The organism is Streptomyces sp. NPDC085460 (assembly GCF_044541975.1).
GTDB lineage: Bacteria > Actinomycetota > Actinomycetes > Streptomycetales > Streptomycetaceae > Streptomyces.
This window is the reverse complement of record NZ_JBITTO010000002.1, coordinates 581,856-600,901: the sequence shown is the minus strand read 5'-3', so window position 1 is coordinate 600,901 and position 19,046 is coordinate 581,856. Positions and strand designations below refer to the sequence as shown.

The window sequence follows — 19,046 nt, the reverse complement described above, 5'->3', positions numbered from 1 at the left end:
CTCGGCCACGGCGCGGCCCCGTCGTCCCTCTCCGGAGGGGCGGCGGGGCCGTGCCCGTTCGGGGCCTCAGCGCAGCCGGCCGGCCAGGGCCTCCGGGTCGGTGACGGGTGCGTCGCAGGTGAAGTGACGGCAGACGTACGCGGCGGGCGACCCGGCCACGAGGGGGCGGTCCCGCAGGAGCGGGAACTCCTCGCCGTCGGGGGCTCCGGCGGCGAGGACCGCTCCGGGGGTGGTCGCCCTCAGGGCCGTACGGCGCAGCTCCTGGAAGGCGGGGTCGGCGGCGGCGCCGACGACGGCGATCTCGCGCGGGCCGTCGAGGAGCGCCTCGGCGACGGCGAGGCCCCAGCCGATGAAGCGGGGGGCGCGCGGGCCGAGCGCCTTGACCACGCCGAGAGCGCCCTCGGCGGCGGTCCTGTGGGGTTCGGATCCGGTGTGGGCCGCGTACGAGAGCAGTGCTCCGGCGGCGGCGGTCCAGCCGGACGGGGTGGCGTTGTCGGTGGGGTCCTGGGGGCGCCGGATGAGGGTCTCGGCGTCGTGGGCCGTGTCGTACAGCGCCCCGCCCTCGCCGGTGAAGCGGTCGAGGACGTGGTCCAGGAGGAGGCCGGCGAAGTCGAGCCAGGCGCCCTCGCCGGTGACGGCGGCGAGGGCGAGGAAGCCCTCGGCGACGTCGGCGTAGTCCTCCAGGACGCCCGCGTTGGCGCCGGCCCGCCCGTCCTTCGAGGTGCGGGTGAGCCGGCCGCCGTCGTCGAGGTGGAGGCGGACCAGCAGGTCGGCGGCCTCGGTGGCGCGCTCGACCAGGTCCGGGCGGTCGAAGAGGGCGCCGGTCTCGGCGAGGGCGGCGATCGCGAGGCCGTTCCAGGCGGCGACGACCTTGTCGTCGCGGCCGGGGCGCGCGCGCCGCTCGCGGGCGGCGTGCAGCCGGGTGCGGATGGAGGCGATCCGGCCGGCGTCGGCCGGGCCCGCCTCCTGGGGGAGCTGGAGGACCGAGGCGCCGTGTTCGAAGGTGCCGTCCTCGGTGACGCCGTAGTGGGTGGCGGCGAGGGCGGCGTCCTCCGCGCCGAGGACCTCGGCGAGCTGGGCGGGGGTCCAGGCGTAGTAGGCGCCCTCGACGTGCCGGCCCGTACCGTCGTCCGAGTCCGCGTCGAGGGCGGAGGCGAAGCCGCCCTCGGGGGTGCGGAGCTCGCGGACCATGAAGTCGGCGGTCTCCAGGGCGACCCGGCGGGCGAGGTCGCTGCCGGTCGCCTTCCACAGGTGGGCGTAGACGCGGCAGAGCAGCGCGTTGTCGTACAGCATCTTCTCGAAGTGCGGGACGACCCAGGCGCGGTCCACGGCGTAGCGGGCGAAGCCGCCGCCGAGCTGGTCGTAGATGCCGCCGCGGGCCATCGCCTCGCAGGTGTCGGCGGCCATCTGGAGGGCGCCCTCGGCGCCGGTGCGGGCGTGGTGGCGGAGCAGGAACTCCAGGACCATCGACGGCGGGAACTTGGGGGCGCCGCCGAAGCCGCCCCGGGTGGCGTCGTACTCGCGGACCAGGCCGAGGAGGGCGGTGGCCGACTCCTCCTCGCCGGGCAGTCCGCGGCCGCCGTGGGCGAGGGAGCGGCCGGCGAGGTCCTTCACGATGCGGTCGGCGACCTCGGCGACCTCGCCCCGGCGGTCGGCCCAGGCGGCGCGGACGCCGTCGAGGACCTCGGGGAAGGACGGCATGCCGTGGCGGGGCTCCGGCGGGAAGTAGGTGCCGAAGTAGAAGGGGGCCGCGTCGGGGGTGAGGAAGACGGTCATGGGCCAGCCGCCCTGGCCGGTGGCGGCCTGGACGGCCTCCATGTAGACGGCGTCGACGTCGGGGCGCTCCTCGCGGTCGACCTTGACGGCGACGAAGTGCTCGTTGACGAGCGCGGCGGTGGCGTCGTCCTCGAAGGACTCGTGGGCCATCACGTGGCACCAGTGGCAGGAGCTGTAGCCGACGCTGAGGAGGACCGGGACGTCGCGGCGGCGGGCCTCCTCGAACGCCTCGGCGGACCAGGGCCACCAGTCCACCGGGTTGTCGGCGTGCTGGAGCAGGTAGGGGGAGGTCTCATGGGCCAGTCGGTTCGCCATGGGGCCATCCTCGCGCACCCGCCTCCGCGCCGCCCAGAGGCCACCCGGGCGGCGCGGTGGGGTCAGTCGGCGGCGGGTGCGAGGGCGCGGCGGACCAGGTTGCGGTCCACCTTGCCCGTGGAGGTCTTGGGCAGCGGGTCGGTGGTCAGGTCGAAGGCGGTCGGGACGGCGGCGCGGACCGTGTGGCGGGCGCAGTGGGCGCGCAGGGCGAGGGTGGAGACGGCGCCGGGGGCGGTGACGCGCAGGACGGCGTGCAGGCGGGTGCCGGCCGCCGGGTCGGGCAGGGCGATCACCGCGGCCTCGACGACGTCCGGGTGGTCCAGGAGGACCTGCTCGACGGCCTGGGTGCTGATCTGGAAGCCGCGTACCTTCACCATGAAGTCGGCGCGTCCGAGGACGCTGACGGTGCCGTCCTCGTGGCGGGTGACCACGTCGCCGGTGCGGTAGTAGACGCGGCCCGGTTCGCCGTCCGGGTGCGGGGCGAAGCGTTCCTCGTTCGGGGCGTTGAGGTAGCCGGGTGTCTGGAAGGGGGTGCTGACGACGAGTTCGCCGCGGCCCTGGCCGGTGACCGGCTTGCCGTCCTCGTCGGTGATGAGCCAGTCGACGCCGGGGAGCGGGCGGCCGATCGGCAGGGGGGCGTGGACGGGGGCGGTGCGGTCGATGACGTGCAGGAAGCTGTTGTTCGTCTCCGTGCAGCCGTAGTTGTTGTACCAGCGGGCGTCGGGGAAGACCGCGGCGAGGTCGTCCAGGACCCGGCCGGGGGTGCTCTCGCCGGCGAAGACGATGTGTTCGGGCGTGGTCAGGGGGCCGCTGTCGGCGGTGGCCTCGATGAGCAGCTGGAAGAGGAGCGGGACGCCCTGGATCAGGGTGACGGCGTGGTCGGCGACGAGGTCGCGCAGGTACGAGGGGGAGGCGCCGCGGTCGGGGTCGGCCAGGACGACGGTGCCGCCGTGGGCGAGGGTGCTCCAGATGTCCAGGAGGCAGAGGTCGAAGTTGAGCGGGGCGTAGTTCAGCACCCGGGCGCCGGGGCCGAGGGGGAAGGACTCGCCCGCCCAGGCGGTGAAGCGGGTGACGGCGCCGGTGGGGACGGGCACGATCTTGGGCAGTCCGGTCGATCCCGAGGTGGTCAGCAGGAAGCCGGCGGTGTCCTCCGGCACCGGGGCGGGCGGCGCGTCGGTGCGGGGGCCGGTGGTGAGGTCCATCGGGTGGTCGACGAGCGGGTGGGGTTCGGTGCCCAGGACCGCGCGGCAGCCGGCCTGCGCGTACAGGGAGCGCAGGGGTTCCTCGGGCAGCTCGCGGGAGGGCAGCAGGAAGCTCCGGCCGGCCAGCAGGCAGCCGAGGACGAGGGCGACGGCCTGCGGCGACTTGCGGACGAGGAGCCCCACGGGGCCGGCGGGGCCGGGGAGGGCCTCGACGCGGGCGCGGGCGCGGGCCGCCATGGCGTACAGCTCGCCGTAGCCGACCGGGCGGTCCTCCCAGACGAGGGCCGGCGCGGTGGGCCGTGCGGCGGCGTGGGCGGTGAACGCCTCGGCGAGGGTGCGGCTCATGACCGGGTGCCCGTGGCGGCGGCCCGTGCGGCGGTCTCGTGGATGGCGCGCACGCTGCGGAAGCGCGGGCCGGTGAGCTCGCGGTCGGGGATGACGACGCCGTGCGTCTTCTCCAGCCAGGAGGCGATGCGGAGGAGGCCGAGGCTGTCGATGACGGCGGTGGCCAGGAGGTCGTAGTCGGGTTCGAGTTCGGCGACGTCGACGCCGGGGAGGAAGCGGGCGACGACGAAGCGGGCTATCTCCTCCTCGGTGACGGTGCCGGCCTGTGCCGGGGGCGTGCGGGGCTCGGTGGTGGTCATGGTGTCTCCTGTCGCGGGTCCCCGCCGGCCGGGCCCGGGGCGGCCCGGCCGGGGTGGCGGCCTCACACCTCGATGAGCGTGCAGAACCAGTGCATTCCGGGTGCCGAGATGCCGGCCAGGGCGACCAGGTCGCCCTTGGCCAGTTCGCCGGCCTCGACGTGGCGCCAGAGGCAGACCAGCTGGTCGGCGGCGCCCATGTGGCCCAGTTCGCGGGCCAGGTCGGCGTTGGTGCGCTCGACGGGCAGTCCGATGGCCTCGCCGGCCTCCTGGACGGCGCGCTGGTTGTCGTTGATGAAGACGAGCCGGGCGATCTCGTGGCGCTCGCGTCCGGCGCGGACCAGGGCGGTGTCGACGACTCCGGCGAGGCGGGCGCGGATCTCCTGCTCGAACTCCTCGAAGCGGGCGGGGTCGCGGTCGAAGTGGCGGAAGACCGCGATCTTCGGGTCCACGTCCAGGTTGCCCTCGCCCTCGGGCGCGACGGGCGCGGCGGCGCCGCCGTACTCGATGCGGAACAGGTCGGCGTAGGCGGAGTTGGTGAGGTGGGCCGAGGAGAGCCGGCGGAGCCGGGGGTGGTCGCGTCGCAGGACGGCGGCGACGGCGCCGTCGCTGGCGATCGTGGCGTTGAAGTCCATCCGGTTGGCGTGCGCCTCGCTGAGCACGTTGACCAGGACGAGCAGGACGGTGTCCGTGTCGGGCGAGAGCGCCATGGCGCCCGCGGCGTGGTCCAGGGCGGGCGACCAGGCGGCGCAGGACTGGGTGAACTGGACGGTGGGGACGGTGCGGGCGCCCAGGGCGCGGGCGACGGCGGCGGAGGTGTCCCAGCCGAGGTACTCGGGGATGTCGGAGACGCCGACGATCAGGAGGTCCAGGTCGTCCACGTCGAGGTCCGCGTCCTCCAGGGCCTCGCGTGCGGCGCGCGCGGCCAGGGCGGTGGGGGTGTCGCCCTCGCGCAGCCGGTAGTACGTGTCGTAGCCCATCTTCTCGGCGACACCGGGGTCGGCCAGGTACGCGGCCGCGGTCTCCCGTACGTCGCACGGTTCGCCGAACGCCGTCCCGACGGCGACGATGCCCATCTCCACTGCCGGTCCCTCGTTTCTCCGTCTGTCACGGGCTCGGCCCGTCTGGCCAGGGGCGCCGGAACCGCCGGCACGGTGTCACGCCGTGGGCGCGCTCAGGGTGCTTTCGAGGTCGCGCGCCCAGTGGAGCAGCCGCTCGTCCTCGCCGGTCCGGCCGGCGCACTGGAGGCCGAGCGGGAGGCCCGCGGCGGAGCGTCCGGCGGGGACCGAGACGATCGGCAGGCCGGCGCCGCTCCAGGGCAGGGACATGACCGAGTCGCCGGCGCTGTCGAGTCCGCGGGGGGCCGGTCCGGTGGCGGCGGGCGTGATCCACAGGTCCACGTCGTGGCGGTGGGTCGCGTCGGCCAGGCGGTCGCGGAAGGCGGCGCGGGCCTTGAGGGCGTCGGCGTAGTCGGACTCCTGGGCGGTGCGGCCCTGGAGGATCGCCTCGGCGGTGCGGGGGTCGTACCGGTCGGCATGGCGGTCGAACAGGCCGGCGTGGGCGCGGGCCAGTTCGTAGAGGTTGACGACGAAGAGGGAGAAGGCGTCCTGCTCGAAGTCGTCGAAGACGGGGACCGTACGGATCTCGTATCCGGCGTCGCGCAGGGCGGTCACCTGGCGGTCGAAGGCGGTGAGCGCCTCCGGTTCGGCGAGGCCGAGGTACGGGCCTTCCGGGACGGCGAGCACCGGCCGGTCCGCGCCGGCGCGCTCGGGGCGCCAGTCGTCGCAGAGGACGGAGGCGGCGAGGGCGGCGTCGGCCGCGGTGGCGGTGAGGGTGCCGACGGTGTCGTACGACGGGGAGGTCGGGAGGACGCCGTCGAGGGGGACGCGGCCGTGGGTGGGCTTGTAGCCGACGACGCCGCAGTAGGCGGCGGGGCGGATGAGCGAGGCGATGGTCTGGGTGCCGAGGGCCAGCGGGACGAGTCCGGCGGCGACGGCGGCGGCCGAGCCGCTGCTGGAGCCGCCCGGGGTGTGGTCGAGGTGGTGCGGGTTGCGGGTGGGGCCGGGGGCGGCGACGGCGAACTCGGCGGTCACCGTCTTGCCGGCGATCAGCGCGCCCGCGGCGAGGAGCCGCGAGACGGCGGTGGCCTGCGGGCCGGCGAGTTCCTCGGCGGGCAGGGTGGAGCCGGCCCGGGTGGGCAGCCCGTCGACGTGCAGGATGTCCTTCACGCCGACGGGCACGCCGTACAGCGCCGGACGGCCGTCCGGTGCCGGGTGTCGGTCCGTGACGTCCTGTGCGGCGGCTCGTAACCGCTCCGTCCGCTCCGGCTCGTCCACGAAGGCACGCACCGCCCGGTCCACGTCGGCGATGCGCCGGAGGGTGGCGTCCGTGTGCTCCCGCACGCCGGTGGCACCGGTGCGCAGGCTCTCGGCCACGTGGAGCAGGGACGTGGTCCGCACTGGATCTTCCATGGCTTCCTTCGTGTCTCGCCCCGAGGGGGAGGGGCGGGGTCCGGTACGGCGGGACGGGGCGGGCCGCGCGGTCACGGTCCGGCGGGGACTACTTCTCGATCGAGCGGTTCATCTCCCTGGTCTTGGTGACGACGCCGCCGAACATCGCGAGGCCCTTGATGAGCACCCGGGGGGTGCCCGGCTTGTTGTGCTTGCGGGCGCCGCGCTTGCCGAACACGCCGAAGAGCCCGAAGCCCCTGACCTCGACCTCGATGTCGTCGGGGAGGATGATCTCGGTGCCGCCGAAGAGCGCGACGGCGCGGATGACCGTCTCCTGCTCGGCGTACCGCGCCTCGCTGAGGTCGAGCCGGCCGCCGCCCCACATCGACCAGGCGGTGAAGCGCGGCGGGACCACCCACTCGCCCTGGCGTTCGAATCCGCCGAACATGCCGAGGGCGAAGCGCGAGGTGGGCGCGCGGTCCACCACGAGGGCGTCCCGGGGGCCGATGTCCGGCAGTCCGCGGCCGGCCACGTCGAGTTCGCCGTGGGTCCTGGCCTCGTAGACCTGGGCGAGGCGGGCGTCGAGGTCGTCGATCTCCAGGCGGCCGGCGGCGACGGCCGCCCGTACCTTCTCGGCGACGCGGTTGCGGTCGTCGTCCGAGGCCAGGAGCTCGCTGCCCCGGGCCTTGGCGGGTTCCATCTGCTTGTTCTGGTCGTGATGTCCGGAGTGTTCAGTCATGTCGTCAACCCTTCCACACCCTGCTTCCGCACGGCGCTCGTCCTCGCCTGAACTGTCCTCTTTCGAGCGGTCGTTGGCCGCGGTGTCAACCACCGGCGCCGGGGCCGGCACGCCGGGAGGATCGATCTCCCGGACCTCGGCCAGCGGAATGTCGAGGATGCTCAGCCGGCGGCGGGCGACGTGCAGGGCGAGCGCGAGGGCCGCCATGCACACGGCCAGGACCAGGACCGCCTGACGGACGCCGAGCGCGTCGGCGAGGAAGCCGGCGCCCAGCGGCCCCGTCCACTGCACGGCCTGGATGCTGAAGCGGACGACGGCGGCGAGGCGGCCCAGATAGGCGTCGGGGACCAGCCGCACCTGATAGGACTCGATGACCACGTTGAGGGGAACCATGCTGGTCATCGCGACGAGCAGGACCAGGCCGATCTGCCAGGGGCGCGGCACCCAGACCACGGCGGCGAAGCAGGCCACGAAGAGCCAGGCGGCCACCAGCATCACCCGGCGGGCGCCCATCTTCCGCATCAGGGCGGGTCCGGCGGTGGCGCCGAGCAGCCCGCCGACCAGGGCGAGCGAGGTGGCGGTGCCGACGTCGGTGGGGCTGCCGCCGCGGTGCTGCACGAGGACCACGAAGAGCAGGGTGAAGCCCTCGGCGACGACGTTGAGCAGGGCGCCCCAGACGATGGTGAACACCAGGTACCGGCTGCCGCGCACCATCCGCAGGCCATCGGCCATTTCGGTGAACAGGCCGGGTCGCGGCCCCTCCCCCGTGTACCGGTCGGGGCCAAGCGGGCGGCGGATCAGCGCCGAGGCGAGCGTGACGAAGAGGAAGGAGAGCGCGTCGAAGAGGAACGGCATCCAGCGGGACAGCGAGTAGAGCAGGCCGCCGAGCGGGGCGCCCAGCAGATGGGCGACCATGTCGCGGCCCATGCCCTGCGCGGTGGCCGTGGGCACCTGTTCCTTGGGGACGATACGGCGCAGGGCGGACATCGACACACCGCTGCGCAGTCCGGCCGCGAGGCCGCCGGCCAGGGCGAGCAGGTCCAGGAGGAGGATCACCGGGTCGCCGCGGTAGACGAGGAGGGCGACGGCGGCCATGGCGAGGGCCTGGCCGAGCGAGGCGGAGACCATCAGCGCGCGGCGGGAGACCCGGTCCGCGAGGACGCCGCCGACGGGCAGCATGACCAGGGTGCCGATCATGTGGCAGGCGGTGATGGCGCCGGCCTGGGCCACCGAGCCGGTGGCGGAGAGCATCAGGAGGGGGAAGGCGAGGGTGGAGACGCTGGTGCCGAGGGTGGAGACGCCGTTGCCGGTCCACCAGTACATGTAGTCGAGATTGCGCCACAGCGACGGGGGGCGGGCGTCGACCTCCTCGGTCCGCTCGTCCTCTTCGGAGCGCGGCTGCGCCGTGGCCATTCGCTCTTTTCCTCCATGCCGTGCGGTGCCCGGGGACACCTCCCGGCTCCCGCCGATGCTCGTCCACCCGGGGACGGCCGGACCAGGCAGTGCACCGGCAACTTCCGGCCGGAGTTGCCGCCACGGCGGAGGGCGGCGGCGGGGTGTTCCGGAGGGCCGCGCCGGCGTGCTCCGGAGGGCCGCGCCGACGTGCTCCGGAGGGCCCGGGGCGGGCGTCGGAACGCTCGCCCCGGGCGGCCCGGGCGGAGGTCGGAGCACTCGCCCCCCGGGTCAGAGCCAGCCGCGTTCGGCTGCCTTGAAGCCCATCTCGAAGCGGCTCTCCGCGCCGAGGCGCGCGGAGAGGTCCGCGACGACCCGGCGGACGGTGCGCAGGGAGACGCCGAGGCGTCTGCTCACGGCGCCGTCGGTGAGACCGCGCGAGAGCAGCCGTACCAGCTCGCGCTCCTGCGGGCTGAGCCCGTGTTCGTCGGTGCCGGTGTCGGTGCCGAGCGGGACGCCGCTCTCCCACACGTGCTCGAAGAGCGCCTGGAGGGCCGCGATCACGCCCGGCGAGGTGATCTCCATGACCGCGTACCAGGGGTCGCCGGGGTCCACCGGCAGCAGGACCCTGCTCCGGTCGATGAGCAGCATGTGCACCGGCAGCGACGGGACCGTGCGCACCGGGCAGCCCAGTTCCTTGCAGCGGGTGGCGCGGCGCAGCGCGGCGGCGTCGGTGCGGATGCCGTCGGTGTAGACGGTGCGGTTGGCCACCTCTCTGTTGTGGACCTGGACGGTGAGGGCCGCGGCCAGTTCCAGCCATTCGGTGTTGCGGACGCCGCCGGGGACGAAGGCGAGCCATTCGGCCTCCACGTCGCCGGCCAGCTGCCAGAGCCGGTCGGTCACCGCCTCGCGGCCGGACACGTGGACGCCGCCGGCCTCCAGGCCGCCGGGGTGCCGGTCCGCGAACTGCGCCAGCAGGTCGAGCACGGTGGCCCGGTCCTCCTCGAACTCCCTGATCCGGTCCTCTATCCCGGCGATCTGCCGGAGCAGCAGGGACTTCAGGCCGAGGTTCGGGTCGACGAGCCGGCTGCGGCCCTCCCGCTGCGGCAGCAGCAGGTCCATCTTCTCCAGGCGTTCGATGGCGGAGCGCACCTCGCCCGCGGGCAGGGCAAGCTCCTTGGCGAGGTCGTCGACGCTCTTCGAACTGCCCCCGATCAGGCCCCGGTACACGGCCGCGGCGAGGTGGTCGAACCCTAACCGTCCTAGTCTTCCGAGCATGTGCTCGCGTCCCCCTGTTCCCCGTTACCCTCGGAGCGCGCGCGGCTGGTCGTTCGGTCGGACGCGTGCGCTCCCGGCTCTTCCACTTTCTACCCGATCAACCGCTTGTGCGATCAAGAGGTCCGAAGGGGTGAATCCGGTTCCGGCTAGCGGGCGGGGCGGGCCGGACGCCGGGGCGGGTGCCCGGTGATCGCCGGGCTGCTGCCGCCCGGGGTGTGCGCGGCGGAGGCGTTCGGGGACGACGGTCCGGCGGGCCGGGCGGTCCTCTTCCCGGCGGAGCGGGCCGCGGTGGCGGGGGTGTCGCCGGAGCGGCTCCGCGAGTTCACCACGGTGCGCGGCTGCGCGCGGGCGGCGCTGGCCGGTCTGGGCGCGGCCCCCGCGCCGCTGGTCCCGGGGCCGCTGGGGGCGCCGGGCTGGCCCGCGGGGGTGGTGGGCAGCATGACGCACTGCGCGGGCTACCGGGCGGCCGCGGTGGCGCGCGTCTCGGCGTACGCGTCGCTGGGCATCGACGCGGAGCCGCTGGAGCCGCTGCCCGCGGTGGTGGCCGCCCGGGTGGTGGGCCCGGTGGAGCGGGCGTGGCTGCGGGAGGACTTCCCGCCGGGCGGGCTGCCCTGCGACCGGCTGGTGTTCAGCGCCAAGGAGGCGGCGTACAAGGCGTTCTCGCCGTGGCTGGGGGGCCGGTTCGGATTCCAGGACTTCACGGTGCGACCGTACCCGGACGGCACTTTCCTCGCGATACCGCCGGAATCGGAAACGTCTCTCCCGGCACTTCCGGAAGAGGGCCTGCTGGGGCGCTGGTCGGCGCGGTCGGGGATTCTGCTGACAAGTTTGCTCGTTCAACAAAGTGAAATCTGACCTGTCGTCAGTTCACCTCTTCCTCATCTCCCCGCCCCCTCCAGGAGCTATGAATCAGTGGCACCAAGCTGCCAGCCAGCACTTCCTGCCACAGTCCCGTCCACACTTCCCGGTTACGCTGATCCCGATCGGCCGCCTCCCGCTTGCAACCGTCACCTTTCACCGGCCCCACAGATAAACCTCGGAAAAAGGCAAACACCGGCGGGAATTCGGGACCATCCACGTCCCGGACCCGCGGATCGGCCCCGGCACCAGGCGGCCGCGACATTGTCATGTCGCCGCCGGAACAACACCGCCGATCCACCTGCGCGTTGCACGCATTCCGCACACGATCCGGAGGGTGTTCTTCCCCATGCAGACCCCGAACGAGACCATCCCGTTCCGACCCACGGACATCCACAGCCTGAGAGACTTCCTGCTCCACCAACGCAGAATGTCGGGCTGGACACAGGAAGAGCTCTCCGAGAGGTCCGGCGTCAGCGTCCGGACCATCCGCAACCTGGAGACGGGCTCCAACATCAACCCGCGCCGCAGCTCGGTCTCCCTGCTGCTCAGCGCCTTCGGCGCCACCGCCTCGGCGCTCGACAAGGGGGCTCCCGCGGAGAGCGGCGGCTGGCCGGCCCCCGTCCCGCACCCCGAGACCGAGCGGCCGGCGGCCGACTCGGGACCGCCGCCGTGGTACGGGCCCCGCCCGCTGCCGGCCCCGCTGGTGGGCCGCCAGGCCGACCTGCGGCACCTCCTCGGCGCCGTCCAGCGCGGCCGGCTCGTCGTCCTGACCGGACCCGGCGGGGTGGGCAAGACCCGGCTGGCGCTCGCCGCCGCCGCCCGGCTGCTGCCGCTCTTCCAGGACGGGGTGGCCGTGGCCGAACTGCACGACTGCCCGCCCGAGCACCTCGACCCCGTCCGCGCCGCCAGCGAGCTCCACCGCATCACCGGCGACCTGGTCCGCTCCGACATCTCTACGCGCGAAGACGCCGGAATGCGCAGACAGCTGCTGGTCCTGGACAGCGCCGAGCACGTCGTCCAGCAGACCGCCCGGGTGGTCCGCGGGCTGCTCGACGCCCACCCCGGCCTGCACGTCCTGGTCACCTCGCGCCGCACCATGGCGGTGAGCGCGGCGGAGACCTGGGAGGTCGAGCCGCTGGACACCGGCATGCTGGCCCGGGGCGAGTCCGCCGTGCCGAGCGCGGTGGAACTCTTCCTGCGCCGTGTGCAGGCGAGCCTGCCGACGCTCGACCTGAGCAGCCGGCTGCCGCTCGTCCGCGAGCTGTGCGCCCTGCTCGACGGGATCCCCCTGGCCATCGAGTTAGCGGCCGGCCGGCTCCGCTCGCTGCCGCTCACCTCGCTCCTGGACGACGACACGCTCTTCCACCTGCTGGCGCGGGTCGACGCCGGAGACCTCTCCCGGCACCGCACCCTGTCGAGCAGCGTCCGCTGGAGCTACGAGCTGCTGCCGACGCCCCACCGGGACCTGCTGCACCGGCTGACCGCCCTGCCCAGGACGTTCTCCCTGGACGACGCGCTCACCATCCCGGGCCCCGACGACACGGCCCGCGCACCGCACGTCGCCCATCTGCTGGCCGAACTGGCCGACGCCTCGCTGGTGCAGATCCACCGCGAGCGCCAGTACAACTACCGGGTCCCCTCCCTGGTCCGGCACTTCGTCACCGAGGTCGCCGAACCGGCACAGGAAAACGCCTGGTGCGCCGTCGGCTGACGGAACACCAGGCGTCAAGGCGCAGGATCGCGGGGGTCAGGCGCCGACCGCTTCCTTGACGGTCCGGAGCGAGAAGTGCTCCGGGCCGTCGAGCGAGGCAAGGATCCGCTCCTCCAGCCACGGGAGGAAGGTCTCGTCCAGCTCGGCCGCGGGGTCGATCCGCTGGAGGAGCCGCTGCAGGACCAGGACCAGCCAGCCGGTGCCGCCCTCGGCGGCGCGCTCCGCCCCGAAGGAGTGGAGCCAGGTGTAGAGGCAGGAGGCCGCGGCGTGGTGCACGCAGTGCTCCGCGGCCAGGTCCTGGCCCTCGGTGGACACCGCGTCGAAGGCGTCGCTGTCCACCCGGGCGTAGAACGCCCGCCGGCGCTCGCCGAAGGCGTCGAGCACCTTCACCAGGGCCGCCGCCTCGGCCGCCGGCAGCTCGCTCCCGGCGATCCGGCGCGCCTCCTCGACCGCCGGGCCCCAGCCGCGGGTGATCTCGTCCTCGGCGGCGTTGGTGAGCCGCAGCGCCCGGCCCGAGGGCTCCCAGCGGGGCGCCTCCTCCGACCAGTCGAACAGCGCGCCCAGCACCTCCTCGCCCTTGCGGGCGGGCGTCTCCGCGACCCGGGCCACGGCCCGCAGCTGCGCGGCGATGCCGTGCAGGTTGACGTGGGTGGTGCCCTCGAAGATGCTCGCGATCGCGTGGTCGCGCTGGAGCTTCTGGAACGCGCCGTGCGCGACGCCCTCGCGCAGGTAGCTGCGGGCGCCCAGGACGCGGGCCATCTCCTGGACCACCTCCTCGCCCAGCGTCGGCACCAGGTACTTGACCACCGACGACCAGAGGCTGAGCCGGGACGGTGCCACGGTCAGCGCCCGGGCCACCGGCAGCGCGGTGCACTCGGCGATCAGCAGGTCGAGGAAGCCGCCGAGCAGGTGCCGCCGGATGACGGGGATCTCGTAGATCGGGGCCCCGTACAGGATCCGGTCCCGGGAGTGCCGCAGCCCGATCCGGAGCACCGAGTCCATGGTGCCGACCGACAGGGCGCCGATGGCGGTACGGGTGATCTGGAGGACCTGGAGCACCTCGGGCAGGCCCGCGCCGGGCCGGCCGATCAGCGCGGAGGACGGCACCCGGGTGCCGCGGAAGGTGAGGCCGCTGAGGTCGTGGCCGCGCAGGCCCACCGTGCGCACGAACGGGTGGTTGTCCCAGGTGACCTCCTCCTGCTGCTCCTTGTCGATCAGCAGGAGGGAGGAGCCGGCGCCCTCGACCTTGGCGTACACGGTGACGAAGCGGCCGCGGGTGGCGTTGCCCACCGGCCACTTCTCGCCGGTCACGACGTAGTCGTCGCCGTCACGGGCGGCGGTCGTCTCGTTGGTGCCCAGGTCACTGCCGTGGTCGGGCTCGGAGACCGCGAAGCAGGCGAGGTCGCCGGAGAGGAACCCCTCGGCCACCCGCCGCCGCTGCTCGTCGGTGCCCCACAGCCAGACCGGGTTCACCCCGAGCACGGCCGAGCCGAACATCACCGCGACGGTGACGTTGCGGCGCGACAGCGAACGGGTCAGCAGGAACAGCTGCTCCAGGTTGCGCAGCTTCCCGCCGAAGGTCTCCGGCACCAGGTGGTCGGCGAAGCCCCAGGCGCGGATGGTGTCCACCGCGCCCGGCGGCAGGGCGCCGTTCTCCTCGTGCTCGACGATCTCGGCGTAGCTGAACGGACCGCTCGGGGCCTCGGGGTCGCCGAGGGCCCGGTCCAGGTCCTCGGCGAGGGCGAAGGCCGGACGGTCGAAGGCGCGCCCGGTCACGAAAGGGGGCTCTCGACGCCGTAACGGGCGAAGACGTCCTCGACGACCTCGTCCTCGGCGAGCGCGGCCTGCCCCGCGGCCACCTCGGCCCGGACCAGTTCGATCACGTCGCCGACGCTCTGGAGGCGCATGGCCTCCTCGGGGTTGAGCGACCGGAGGCCGTACAGCTCCTCCAGGTTGTAACCGAGCTCGGCGAGGACGAGGGAGTGGAAGCCGAGGTCGCCGATCAGCCGCAGGTCGGGGCCGACGGAGTCGACCTTGCGGGGGGCGATCAGTTGGACCATCCCGCTCACGATGGCGGAGACGGCGTCGGTGCCGACGGCGGCAGGAGTGTTCGTCATGCGGCTCACGCTAGGGACGGCGCGACCCTCCCCCCAGGCATCCCGCCCGGCAGCCACGCGGCAACTTCGGCGGACCACAGGCGACTTGCGGCGAAGTTGCCGGAGCTGCCTGGCCGACGGCGGCCGGCCGCACCCAGTCTTGCGGCCATGACCACATACGACACCGCGTCCGCGCGGGGCCCGCTCGCCCCGACCCCCTGGATCAGCGCCCGGTACGCCCGCGGCGTGCCGCGGCTGCGGCTGTTCTGCCTGCCGCACGCCGGCGGCGGCGTCGGCGTCTTCACCCCGTGGCGGGCCCATCTGCCGGCGGGCGTCGAGCTGGCCCCGGTGGAGCTGCCGGGCCGCGGCTCCCGCATCGACGAGCCGATGCCTGCGACGATGGACGCGCTTGTGGACGCACTCCTCGACGGGCTGCGCGGTGAACTCGACCTGCCGTACGCCTTCTTCGGGCACAGCTTCGGGGCGCTGCTCGGCTACGAGCTGACCCTGCGGATCGAGCGCGAGGCGGCGGCCGGGGGCGCGGTGCGGACGCCGAGCGCGCTCCTCGTGTCGGGGTCGCGGGCGCCGCACGTGCCGCTGGGACGGGAATCGGTGGCCTCCGGCGACGACGCCGGGCTGATCGACTGGCTGAGCGGCAGCGGCGGGCTGCCGCCCGAGCTGCTCGAATTCCCCGACTTCCTGCGGGACCTGCTGCGCGCGGTGCGCGGCGACATGGCGTTCGCCGAGGCGTACCTGGCGGCGGCCCCCGAGCCGGTCGGCTGCCCGCTGGCGGCGTTCGCGGGCGCGGAGGACACCGTGTCCACGGTGGCGCAGGTCCGGCCCTGGGACCGGTACACGACCGCCGCGCACGCGCTGCGCGTGCTGCCCGGCGGGCACTACTTCCCGCAGAGCCACGCGCGGGAGACGGTCGAGGCGGTGTGCGCGGAGCTGGCGGCGATGGCGGCGGTCTGAGACGGGGCCGCCCGGAGCGCCTGGAGGGTGCCGGTCTCGGTGCCCGCGCGGGCGGTGGGGGCGCTCCGGGTGTACGGCTCCGGGCGGGCGGGGCGCCGTGAGACGTGGCCCGCCCGCGCCGGAGTGTGTCAGGTCCGCGCCGGAGTGTGTCAGGTCCGCGGTCGCAGGGCGACCGGGAGGGACGACAGACCGCTGAGGAAGTTGGAGTAGACGTACGACTCCTCCCCCGCCGGCTCGGCGTGCCCGACCAGCTCGATCAGGCTCTCCAGGAGCGCGGTCAGCTCCGCGCGGGCCAGGAAGGCGCCCAGGCAGAAGTGCGGTCCGTAGGCGAAGGACACGTGCTTGTTGGGCGTGCGGGCCAGGTCGAACTCGTCCGGCCGGTCGAAGATCCGCTCGTCGCGGTTGGCCGACGACATCCAGGTCGTGACGACGTCGCCCTCCTCGACGAACTGGCCGCCGAGGACGACGTCCTGCGCGGCGGTGCGGCCGGCGTGCAGGGCGGGCGTGGTCCAGCGCAGCACCTCCTCCACCGCCGGCGCGAGGGCCGCCTTCCCGGACACGAGGGCCTCCCACTGGTCCGGCCGCTCCATCAGCGCGCGCAGCCCGCCGATCATGGCGAACCGCGTGGTCTCGTGGCCGCCCATGATGATGCTGTAGCAGTTGAAGACGATCTCCTCGTGCGTCAGCGGGCGCCCGTCGATCTCCCGGGTGACCAGCAGGCTGACCACGTCGTCGAGCGGCTTCTCCTTGCGGGAGCCCGCCAGCTCGGAGAAGTACAGCAGCAGGCCGTTGCGCGAGGCCCAGGTCGCCTCCTCGGTGGGCACGCCGTCCGGTGAGGAGAGGGCGGAGGAGGTGAGGTCGATGATGTGCCGCCGGTCGGAGACCGGGACGCCCAGCAGGTCGCAGATGGCTGCCAGCGGGATGTGCGCGGCGACCTCGGTGGCGAAGTCCACCGTGCCGCGCCCGACGGCCTCCGCCACCAGGGCGCGGGTGCCGCGCCGCACGCTGTCGACGACGACGTCGAGGGCGCGCGGCGAGAAGGGCTTGAGCAGGGCGCTGCGGAGCGCCTTGTGGGGGCGGCCGTCGGTGACGGCGAGCATCTTGCCGGCGGCCGAGTCGCCGCCGGCCAGGAGGGTGTCGAGGACGTTGCCGTGCTCCGAGGTGAAGGCGGCGCTGTCGGCCAGGACGGACATGACGTCGTCGTAGCGGCTGATCACCCAGAACCCGGGCCGGCCGGCGCGCGGCGGCTGCCAGTGCACCGGCTCCTCCTCGCGCAGCCGCCGCCAGTGCGCGCCGAGGTCGTGCCGGGCGTGCAGGAGCGGATCGGCGAGGTCGACGTCCTCCAGGGTGCTCGTTCCGAGCGCGGGGCGGCTGGTCATGGCGGTCATCTGGCTCTCCGGCGGTGGTGCGGACGCGGGGATCGGGGCGGTGCCGGGGGCGGGGCCGTCCCGCGGTTCGCGGGGCGGCCCCGTCCGGTGGCCGTCCCGCGGTCGGCGGGGCGGCCGGTTCGGTCGCCGTCCCGCGGTCGGCGGGGCGGCGCGGAGGTTCAGCGGAGGGGCTCCGTCGGGCCGGGGAAGAACGCGGTGGTGGCGCCCGCGGTCTCGGCGCCGTCGACCACGAACTCCTGGCCGGAGACGAAGGACGCCCGGTCCGACGCGAGGAAGTGGAAGACGTCGGCGATCTCCTCGGGCGCCGCGTGGCGCCGGAGCGGGATGCGGGCGTTGACCTCGTCGAGCATCGCGTCCGTGTACTCCGCGCGCTGCATCGGCGTCAGCACCGCGCCGGGCGCCACGCACGCGGTGCGGATCAGCGGCGCCAGCTCGATCGCGAAGGTCTGGCACAGCGAGCTCACGCCCGCCTTGGAGGCGTTGTAGTCGGCGTAGAGCGGGTAGCCGCGGGCGCCGTTGACGGACGCCGTGGCGAGCAGCACACCGCCGCCCTGGCGCAGCATGTGCCCGGTCGCGTGGCGCCACAGGGCGAGGACGCCCATCAGGTTGACGTCCAGGGTGCGCCGGGCCTCGGCCTCGGTGAGGTCGAGGATGCCGTGCCGGACGCTGATGCCGGCGTTGGCGATCACGACGTCGAGCCGGCCGTGCTCGGCCTGCGCCTCGTCGACCGCGGCCCGGACGCCCTCCCAGTCGGCGACGTCCGTCTTGATCCAGCGCAGGTGCCCGCCGCCCTCGCGGGGACCCTGCGCGGTGGACGCGGGCGGGGCCTGCACGTCGAGGTTGACGACGTGGTCGCCGGAGCGGACGAAACGCTCGGCGGTCGCGTGGCCGATGCCGCTCGACGCGCCGGAGACGATGACGGTACGCATGGGGTGTGCCTGCCTCTCTCTGCTGCTCGCTGCTCTCTGCTCCGACGGCCGGGCTCAGACGATGACGCGCGGGTGCTGGAGCGCGTAACCGTTCAGGTTCTGGCGCAGGTTGCGGCTGACGGTGAGCTTCTTCAGCCAGCGGTCGGTGCCGTCGTAACGGGCCGTGAAGGGGCGGCGGCCGTGCACGGCCCGGTAGTTGTCGACGAGGAGCAGCGAGCCGGGGCCGACGGCGATGTCCTGCTGGACGCGCTGGAGTTCGGCCATGAGCCGGTCGAGCGCGGCCTCGGCCTCGGTGTCACCGGGCAGGACGTCCATGAAGGGGCGGTCGATGCGCAGGTACGGGTTGAGGCGGTCGCCGGAGAGGACGGCGGACGGCTCCGGCCTGTCCCGCATGGCCCGCAGGCCCGGGAGCGCCGGGTGGTCGGGGTCGTGGTTCTCCAGCTGCCGGATGTGCTCGGTGTCCGGCATGATGTGGAACCGGTTCTCCGCGAGGACCGTGCGGTCGTGCGCGTCGAGCCGCACGTCGCGCACGGAGGCCACGATGGTGGGCACCCGGTCGGGGTTGCGCAGCCCGAACAGCATCAGGTAGTCGCAGCGGTTGGGGTGGAAGCCGTCCTCGGTGTGGAATTCGAGGAGCGCCTCGCTGCCGTAGCCGCTCTGCCGCTCCTCGTCCCCGCGGATGGGCAGGATGTTCTGGATGATCCGGCCCTCCTGGAGCGTCACCCAGCCGAACGGGTCGCCCAGGGTCAGGCCGCACAGCGCCAGCCACAGCTCCTGCGCGCGGGCGGTCTCGCCGCGCACCGCGTCGCGCCAGTGCCCGGGGGTCGCGCCGAGGGCCTCCTGGTCCACCGGGAAGCCGTGCACGAGGCAGGCGGCGGACCGCTCGGTGCGGCGGAAGTCGGCGAGGAAGGCACGCAGCCGGGCGGGGAGCAGGTCCTCGGCGGCGTACGCCCGGTCGTAGAACTCGGGGAGCGAGGGCGCGCCGTACAGGTCGCCGAGCTTCTCGGCGACGGTCAGCAGTTCGGCGGCCTCGTCGGCGTCGAGCCGGAACTCCAGGGGGGTGTCGAGCCCGCCGGAGCCGGCCTCGTCCAGGGGGAGCGGGGCGGTGGCCTGCGTCGTGGAAGTCATGTCGGTGTCCTCACCTGGTCGGGACCACGGGGGTCGTCGGTCGTTCGGTCCTGTGCGCTCCGCGCGGACGCCGGAGCACGTGGTGTCGCCCACCGGACCGGCCGAGCAGGGTCCCGGCCGTACTGGTCCAGTGGTGGTGCGGGTGGTGCGGTGGCGCTGTTCGTACGG

15 protein-coding genes are annotated in these 19,046 nt (G+C 74.2%); 3 read left to right on the top strand and 12 right to left on the bottom strand.

Annotated features, from left to right (window positions below; all coding sequences use genetic code 11):
• Nucleotides 1-66: 66 nt before the first annotated feature.
• The 7 genes from ACIGHB_RS06945 to ACIGHB_RS06915 form a co-directional block, all read right to left on the bottom strand.
• Nucleotides 67-2,091, bottom strand: a complete 2,025-nt coding sequence (locus ACIGHB_RS06945; RefSeq protein WP_399910143.1) for a thioredoxin domain-containing protein — start codon at nucleotides 2,089-2,091, stop codon at nucleotides 67-69.
• A 62-nt stretch (nucleotides 2,092-2,153) separates the two neighbouring features.
• Complete coding sequence (locus ACIGHB_RS06940) at nucleotides 2,154-3,638, bottom strand: AMP-binding protein (RefSeq protein ID WP_399910141.1); 1,485 nt, start codon at nucleotides 3,636-3,638, stop codon at nucleotides 2,154-2,156.
• Complete coding sequence (locus ACIGHB_RS06935) at nucleotides 3,635-3,937, bottom strand: acyl carrier protein (RefSeq protein ID WP_360310785.1); 303 nt, start codon at nucleotides 3,935-3,937, stop codon at nucleotides 3,635-3,637. The genes ACIGHB_RS06940 and ACIGHB_RS06935 overlap by 4 nt, the downstream gene beginning before the upstream one ends.
• Before the next feature lie 62 nt (nucleotides 3,938-3,999).
• Nucleotides 4,000-5,010 (bottom strand): 3-oxoacyl-[acyl-carrier-protein] synthase III C-terminal domain-containing protein, encoded by a 1,011-nt coding sequence (locus ACIGHB_RS06930; RefSeq protein ID WP_360310901.1) that lies wholly within the window; start codon nucleotides 5,008-5,010, stop codon nucleotides 4,000-4,002.
• Between the two features lie 81 nt (nucleotides 5,011-5,091).
• Nucleotides 5,092-6,405, bottom strand: coding sequence for an amidase (locus tag ACIGHB_RS06925; protein ID WP_399910137.1), 1,314 nt, complete (start codon nucleotides 6,403-6,405; stop codon nucleotides 5,092-5,094).
• Between the two features lie 88 nt (nucleotides 6,406-6,493).
• Nucleotides 6,494-8,536: an MFS transporter gene (locus tag ACIGHB_RS06920; protein ID WP_360310789.1), complete on the bottom strand. Its 2,043-nt coding sequence runs from the start codon at nucleotides 8,534-8,536 to the stop codon at nucleotides 6,494-6,496.
• 270 nt (nucleotides 8,537-8,806) lie between these two features.
• On the bottom strand, nucleotides 8,807-9,793 hold the full coding sequence (locus ACIGHB_RS06915) for a LuxR C-terminal-related transcriptional regulator (protein ID WP_360310791.1): 987 nt from the start codon (nucleotides 9,791-9,793) through the stop codon (nucleotides 8,807-8,809).
• A gap of 186 nt (nucleotides 9,794-9,979) precedes the next feature.
• On the opposite strand from ACIGHB_RS06915, the gene ACIGHB_RS06910 reads away from it, so the two are divergent.
• Nucleotides 9,980-10,648 carry a 4'-phosphopantetheinyl transferase superfamily protein gene (locus ACIGHB_RS06910; RefSeq protein WP_360310793.1) on the top strand — a complete coding sequence of 223 codons (669 nt, stop codon included), beginning with the start codon at nucleotides 9,980-9,982 and terminating at the stop codon, nucleotides 10,646-10,648.
• A 352-nt stretch (nucleotides 10,649-11,000) separates the two neighbouring features.
• Entirely contained in the window at nucleotides 11,001-12,365 is a 1,365-nt protein-coding gene (locus tag ACIGHB_RS06905; RefSeq protein WP_360310795.1) for a helix-turn-helix domain-containing protein, read from the top strand.
• A gap of 36 nt (nucleotides 12,366-12,401) precedes the next feature.
• Here the strand turns inward: ACIGHB_RS06905 and ACIGHB_RS06900 are convergent, their stop codons facing one another.
• A complete protein-coding gene (locus tag ACIGHB_RS06900; protein WP_399910132.1) occupies nucleotides 12,402-14,141 on the bottom strand; it encodes an acyl-CoA dehydrogenase family protein in 1,740 nt (579 codons plus the stop codon).
• Nucleotides 14,138-14,482 (bottom strand): acyl carrier protein, encoded by a 345-nt coding sequence (locus ACIGHB_RS06895; protein WP_360310799.1) that lies wholly within the window; start codon nucleotides 14,480-14,482, stop codon nucleotides 14,138-14,140. Before ACIGHB_RS06895 ends, ACIGHB_RS06900 begins: the two co-directional genes overlap by 4 nt.
• A 147-nt stretch (nucleotides 14,483-14,629) precedes the next feature.
• On the opposite strand from ACIGHB_RS06895, the gene ACIGHB_RS06890 reads away from it, so the two are divergent.
• Entirely contained in the window at nucleotides 14,630-15,433 is an 804-nt protein-coding gene (locus ACIGHB_RS06890) for a thioesterase II family protein (RefSeq protein WP_399910128.1), read from the top strand.
• Nucleotides 15,434-15,582: 149 nt separating this feature from the next.
• Here the strand turns inward: ACIGHB_RS06890 and ACIGHB_RS06885 are convergent, their stop codons facing one another.
• The 3 genes from ACIGHB_RS06885 to gntD form a co-directional block, all read right to left on the bottom strand.
• Entirely contained in the window at nucleotides 15,583-16,821 is a 1,239-nt protein-coding gene (locus tag ACIGHB_RS06885) for a cytochrome P450 (protein WP_399910126.1), read from the bottom strand.
• 158 nt (nucleotides 16,822-16,979) lie between these two features.
• A complete protein-coding gene (locus tag ACIGHB_RS06880; protein WP_360310805.1) occupies nucleotides 16,980-17,750 on the bottom strand; it encodes an SDR family oxidoreductase in 771 nt (256 codons plus the stop codon).
• Between the two features lie 54 nt (nucleotides 17,751-17,804).
• Entirely contained in the window at nucleotides 17,805-18,878 is a 1,074-nt protein-coding gene (gene gntD / locus ACIGHB_RS06875) for a guanitoxin biosynthesis L-enduracididine beta-hydroxylase GntD (RefSeq protein WP_360310807.1), read from the bottom strand.
• Between the last annotated feature and the right edge of the window lie 168 nt (nucleotides 18,879-19,046).

What these genes read in the sequence shown, in the direction of transcription:
- ACIGHB_RS06905 (WP_360310795.1), top strand. Translation starts at nt 11,001, where the DNA reads ATGCAGACCCCGAACGAGACCATCCCGTTCCGACCCACGGACATCCAC.
- ACIGHB_RS06920 (WP_360310789.1), bottom strand. Translation starts at nt 8,536, where the DNA reads ATGGCCACGGCGCAGCCGCGCTCCGAAGAGGACGAGCGGACCGAGGAG.
- ACIGHB_RS06930 (WP_360310901.1), bottom strand. Translation starts at nt 5,010, where the DNA reads ATGGGCATCGTCGCCGTCGGGACGGCGTTCGGCGAACCGTGCGACGTA.
- ACIGHB_RS06940 (WP_399910141.1), bottom strand. Translation starts at nt 3,638, where the DNA reads ATGAGCCGCACCCTCGCCGAGGCGTTCACCGCCCACGCCGCCGCACGG.
- ACIGHB_RS06925 (WP_399910137.1), bottom strand. Translation starts at nt 6,405, where the DNA reads ATGGAAGATCCAGTGCGGACCACGTCCCTGCTCCACGTGGCCGAGAGC.
- ACIGHB_RS06935 (WP_360310785.1), bottom strand. Translation starts at nt 3,937, where the DNA reads ATGACCACCACCGAGCCCCGCACGCCCCCGGCACAGGCCGGCACCGTC.
- ACIGHB_RS06915 (WP_360310791.1), bottom strand. Translation starts at nt 9,793, where the DNA reads ATGCTCGGAAGACTAGGACGGTTAGGGTTCGACCACCTCGCCGCGGCC.
- gntD (WP_360310807.1), bottom strand. Translation starts at nt 18,878, where the DNA reads ATGACTTCCACGACGCAGGCCACCGCCCCGCTCCCCCTGGACGAGGCC.
- ACIGHB_RS06895 (WP_360310799.1), bottom strand. Translation starts at nt 14,482, where the DNA reads ATGACGAACACTCCTGCCGCCGTCGGCACCGACGCCGTCTCCGCCATC.
- ACIGHB_RS06890 (WP_399910128.1), top strand. Translation starts at nt 14,630, where the DNA reads ATGACCACATACGACACCGCGTCCGCGCGGGGCCCGCTCGCCCCGACC.
- ACIGHB_RS06880 (WP_360310805.1), bottom strand. Translation starts at nt 17,750, where the DNA reads ATGCGTACCGTCATCGTCTCCGGCGCGTCGAGCGGCATCGGCCACGCG.
- ACIGHB_RS06885 (WP_399910126.1), bottom strand. Translation starts at nt 16,821, where the DNA reads ATGACCGCCATGACCAGCCGCCCCGCGCTCGGAACGAGCACCCTGGAG.
- ACIGHB_RS06945 (WP_399910143.1), bottom strand. Translation starts at nt 2,091, where the DNA reads ATGGCGAACCGACTGGCCCATGAGACCTCCCCCTACCTGCTCCAGCAC.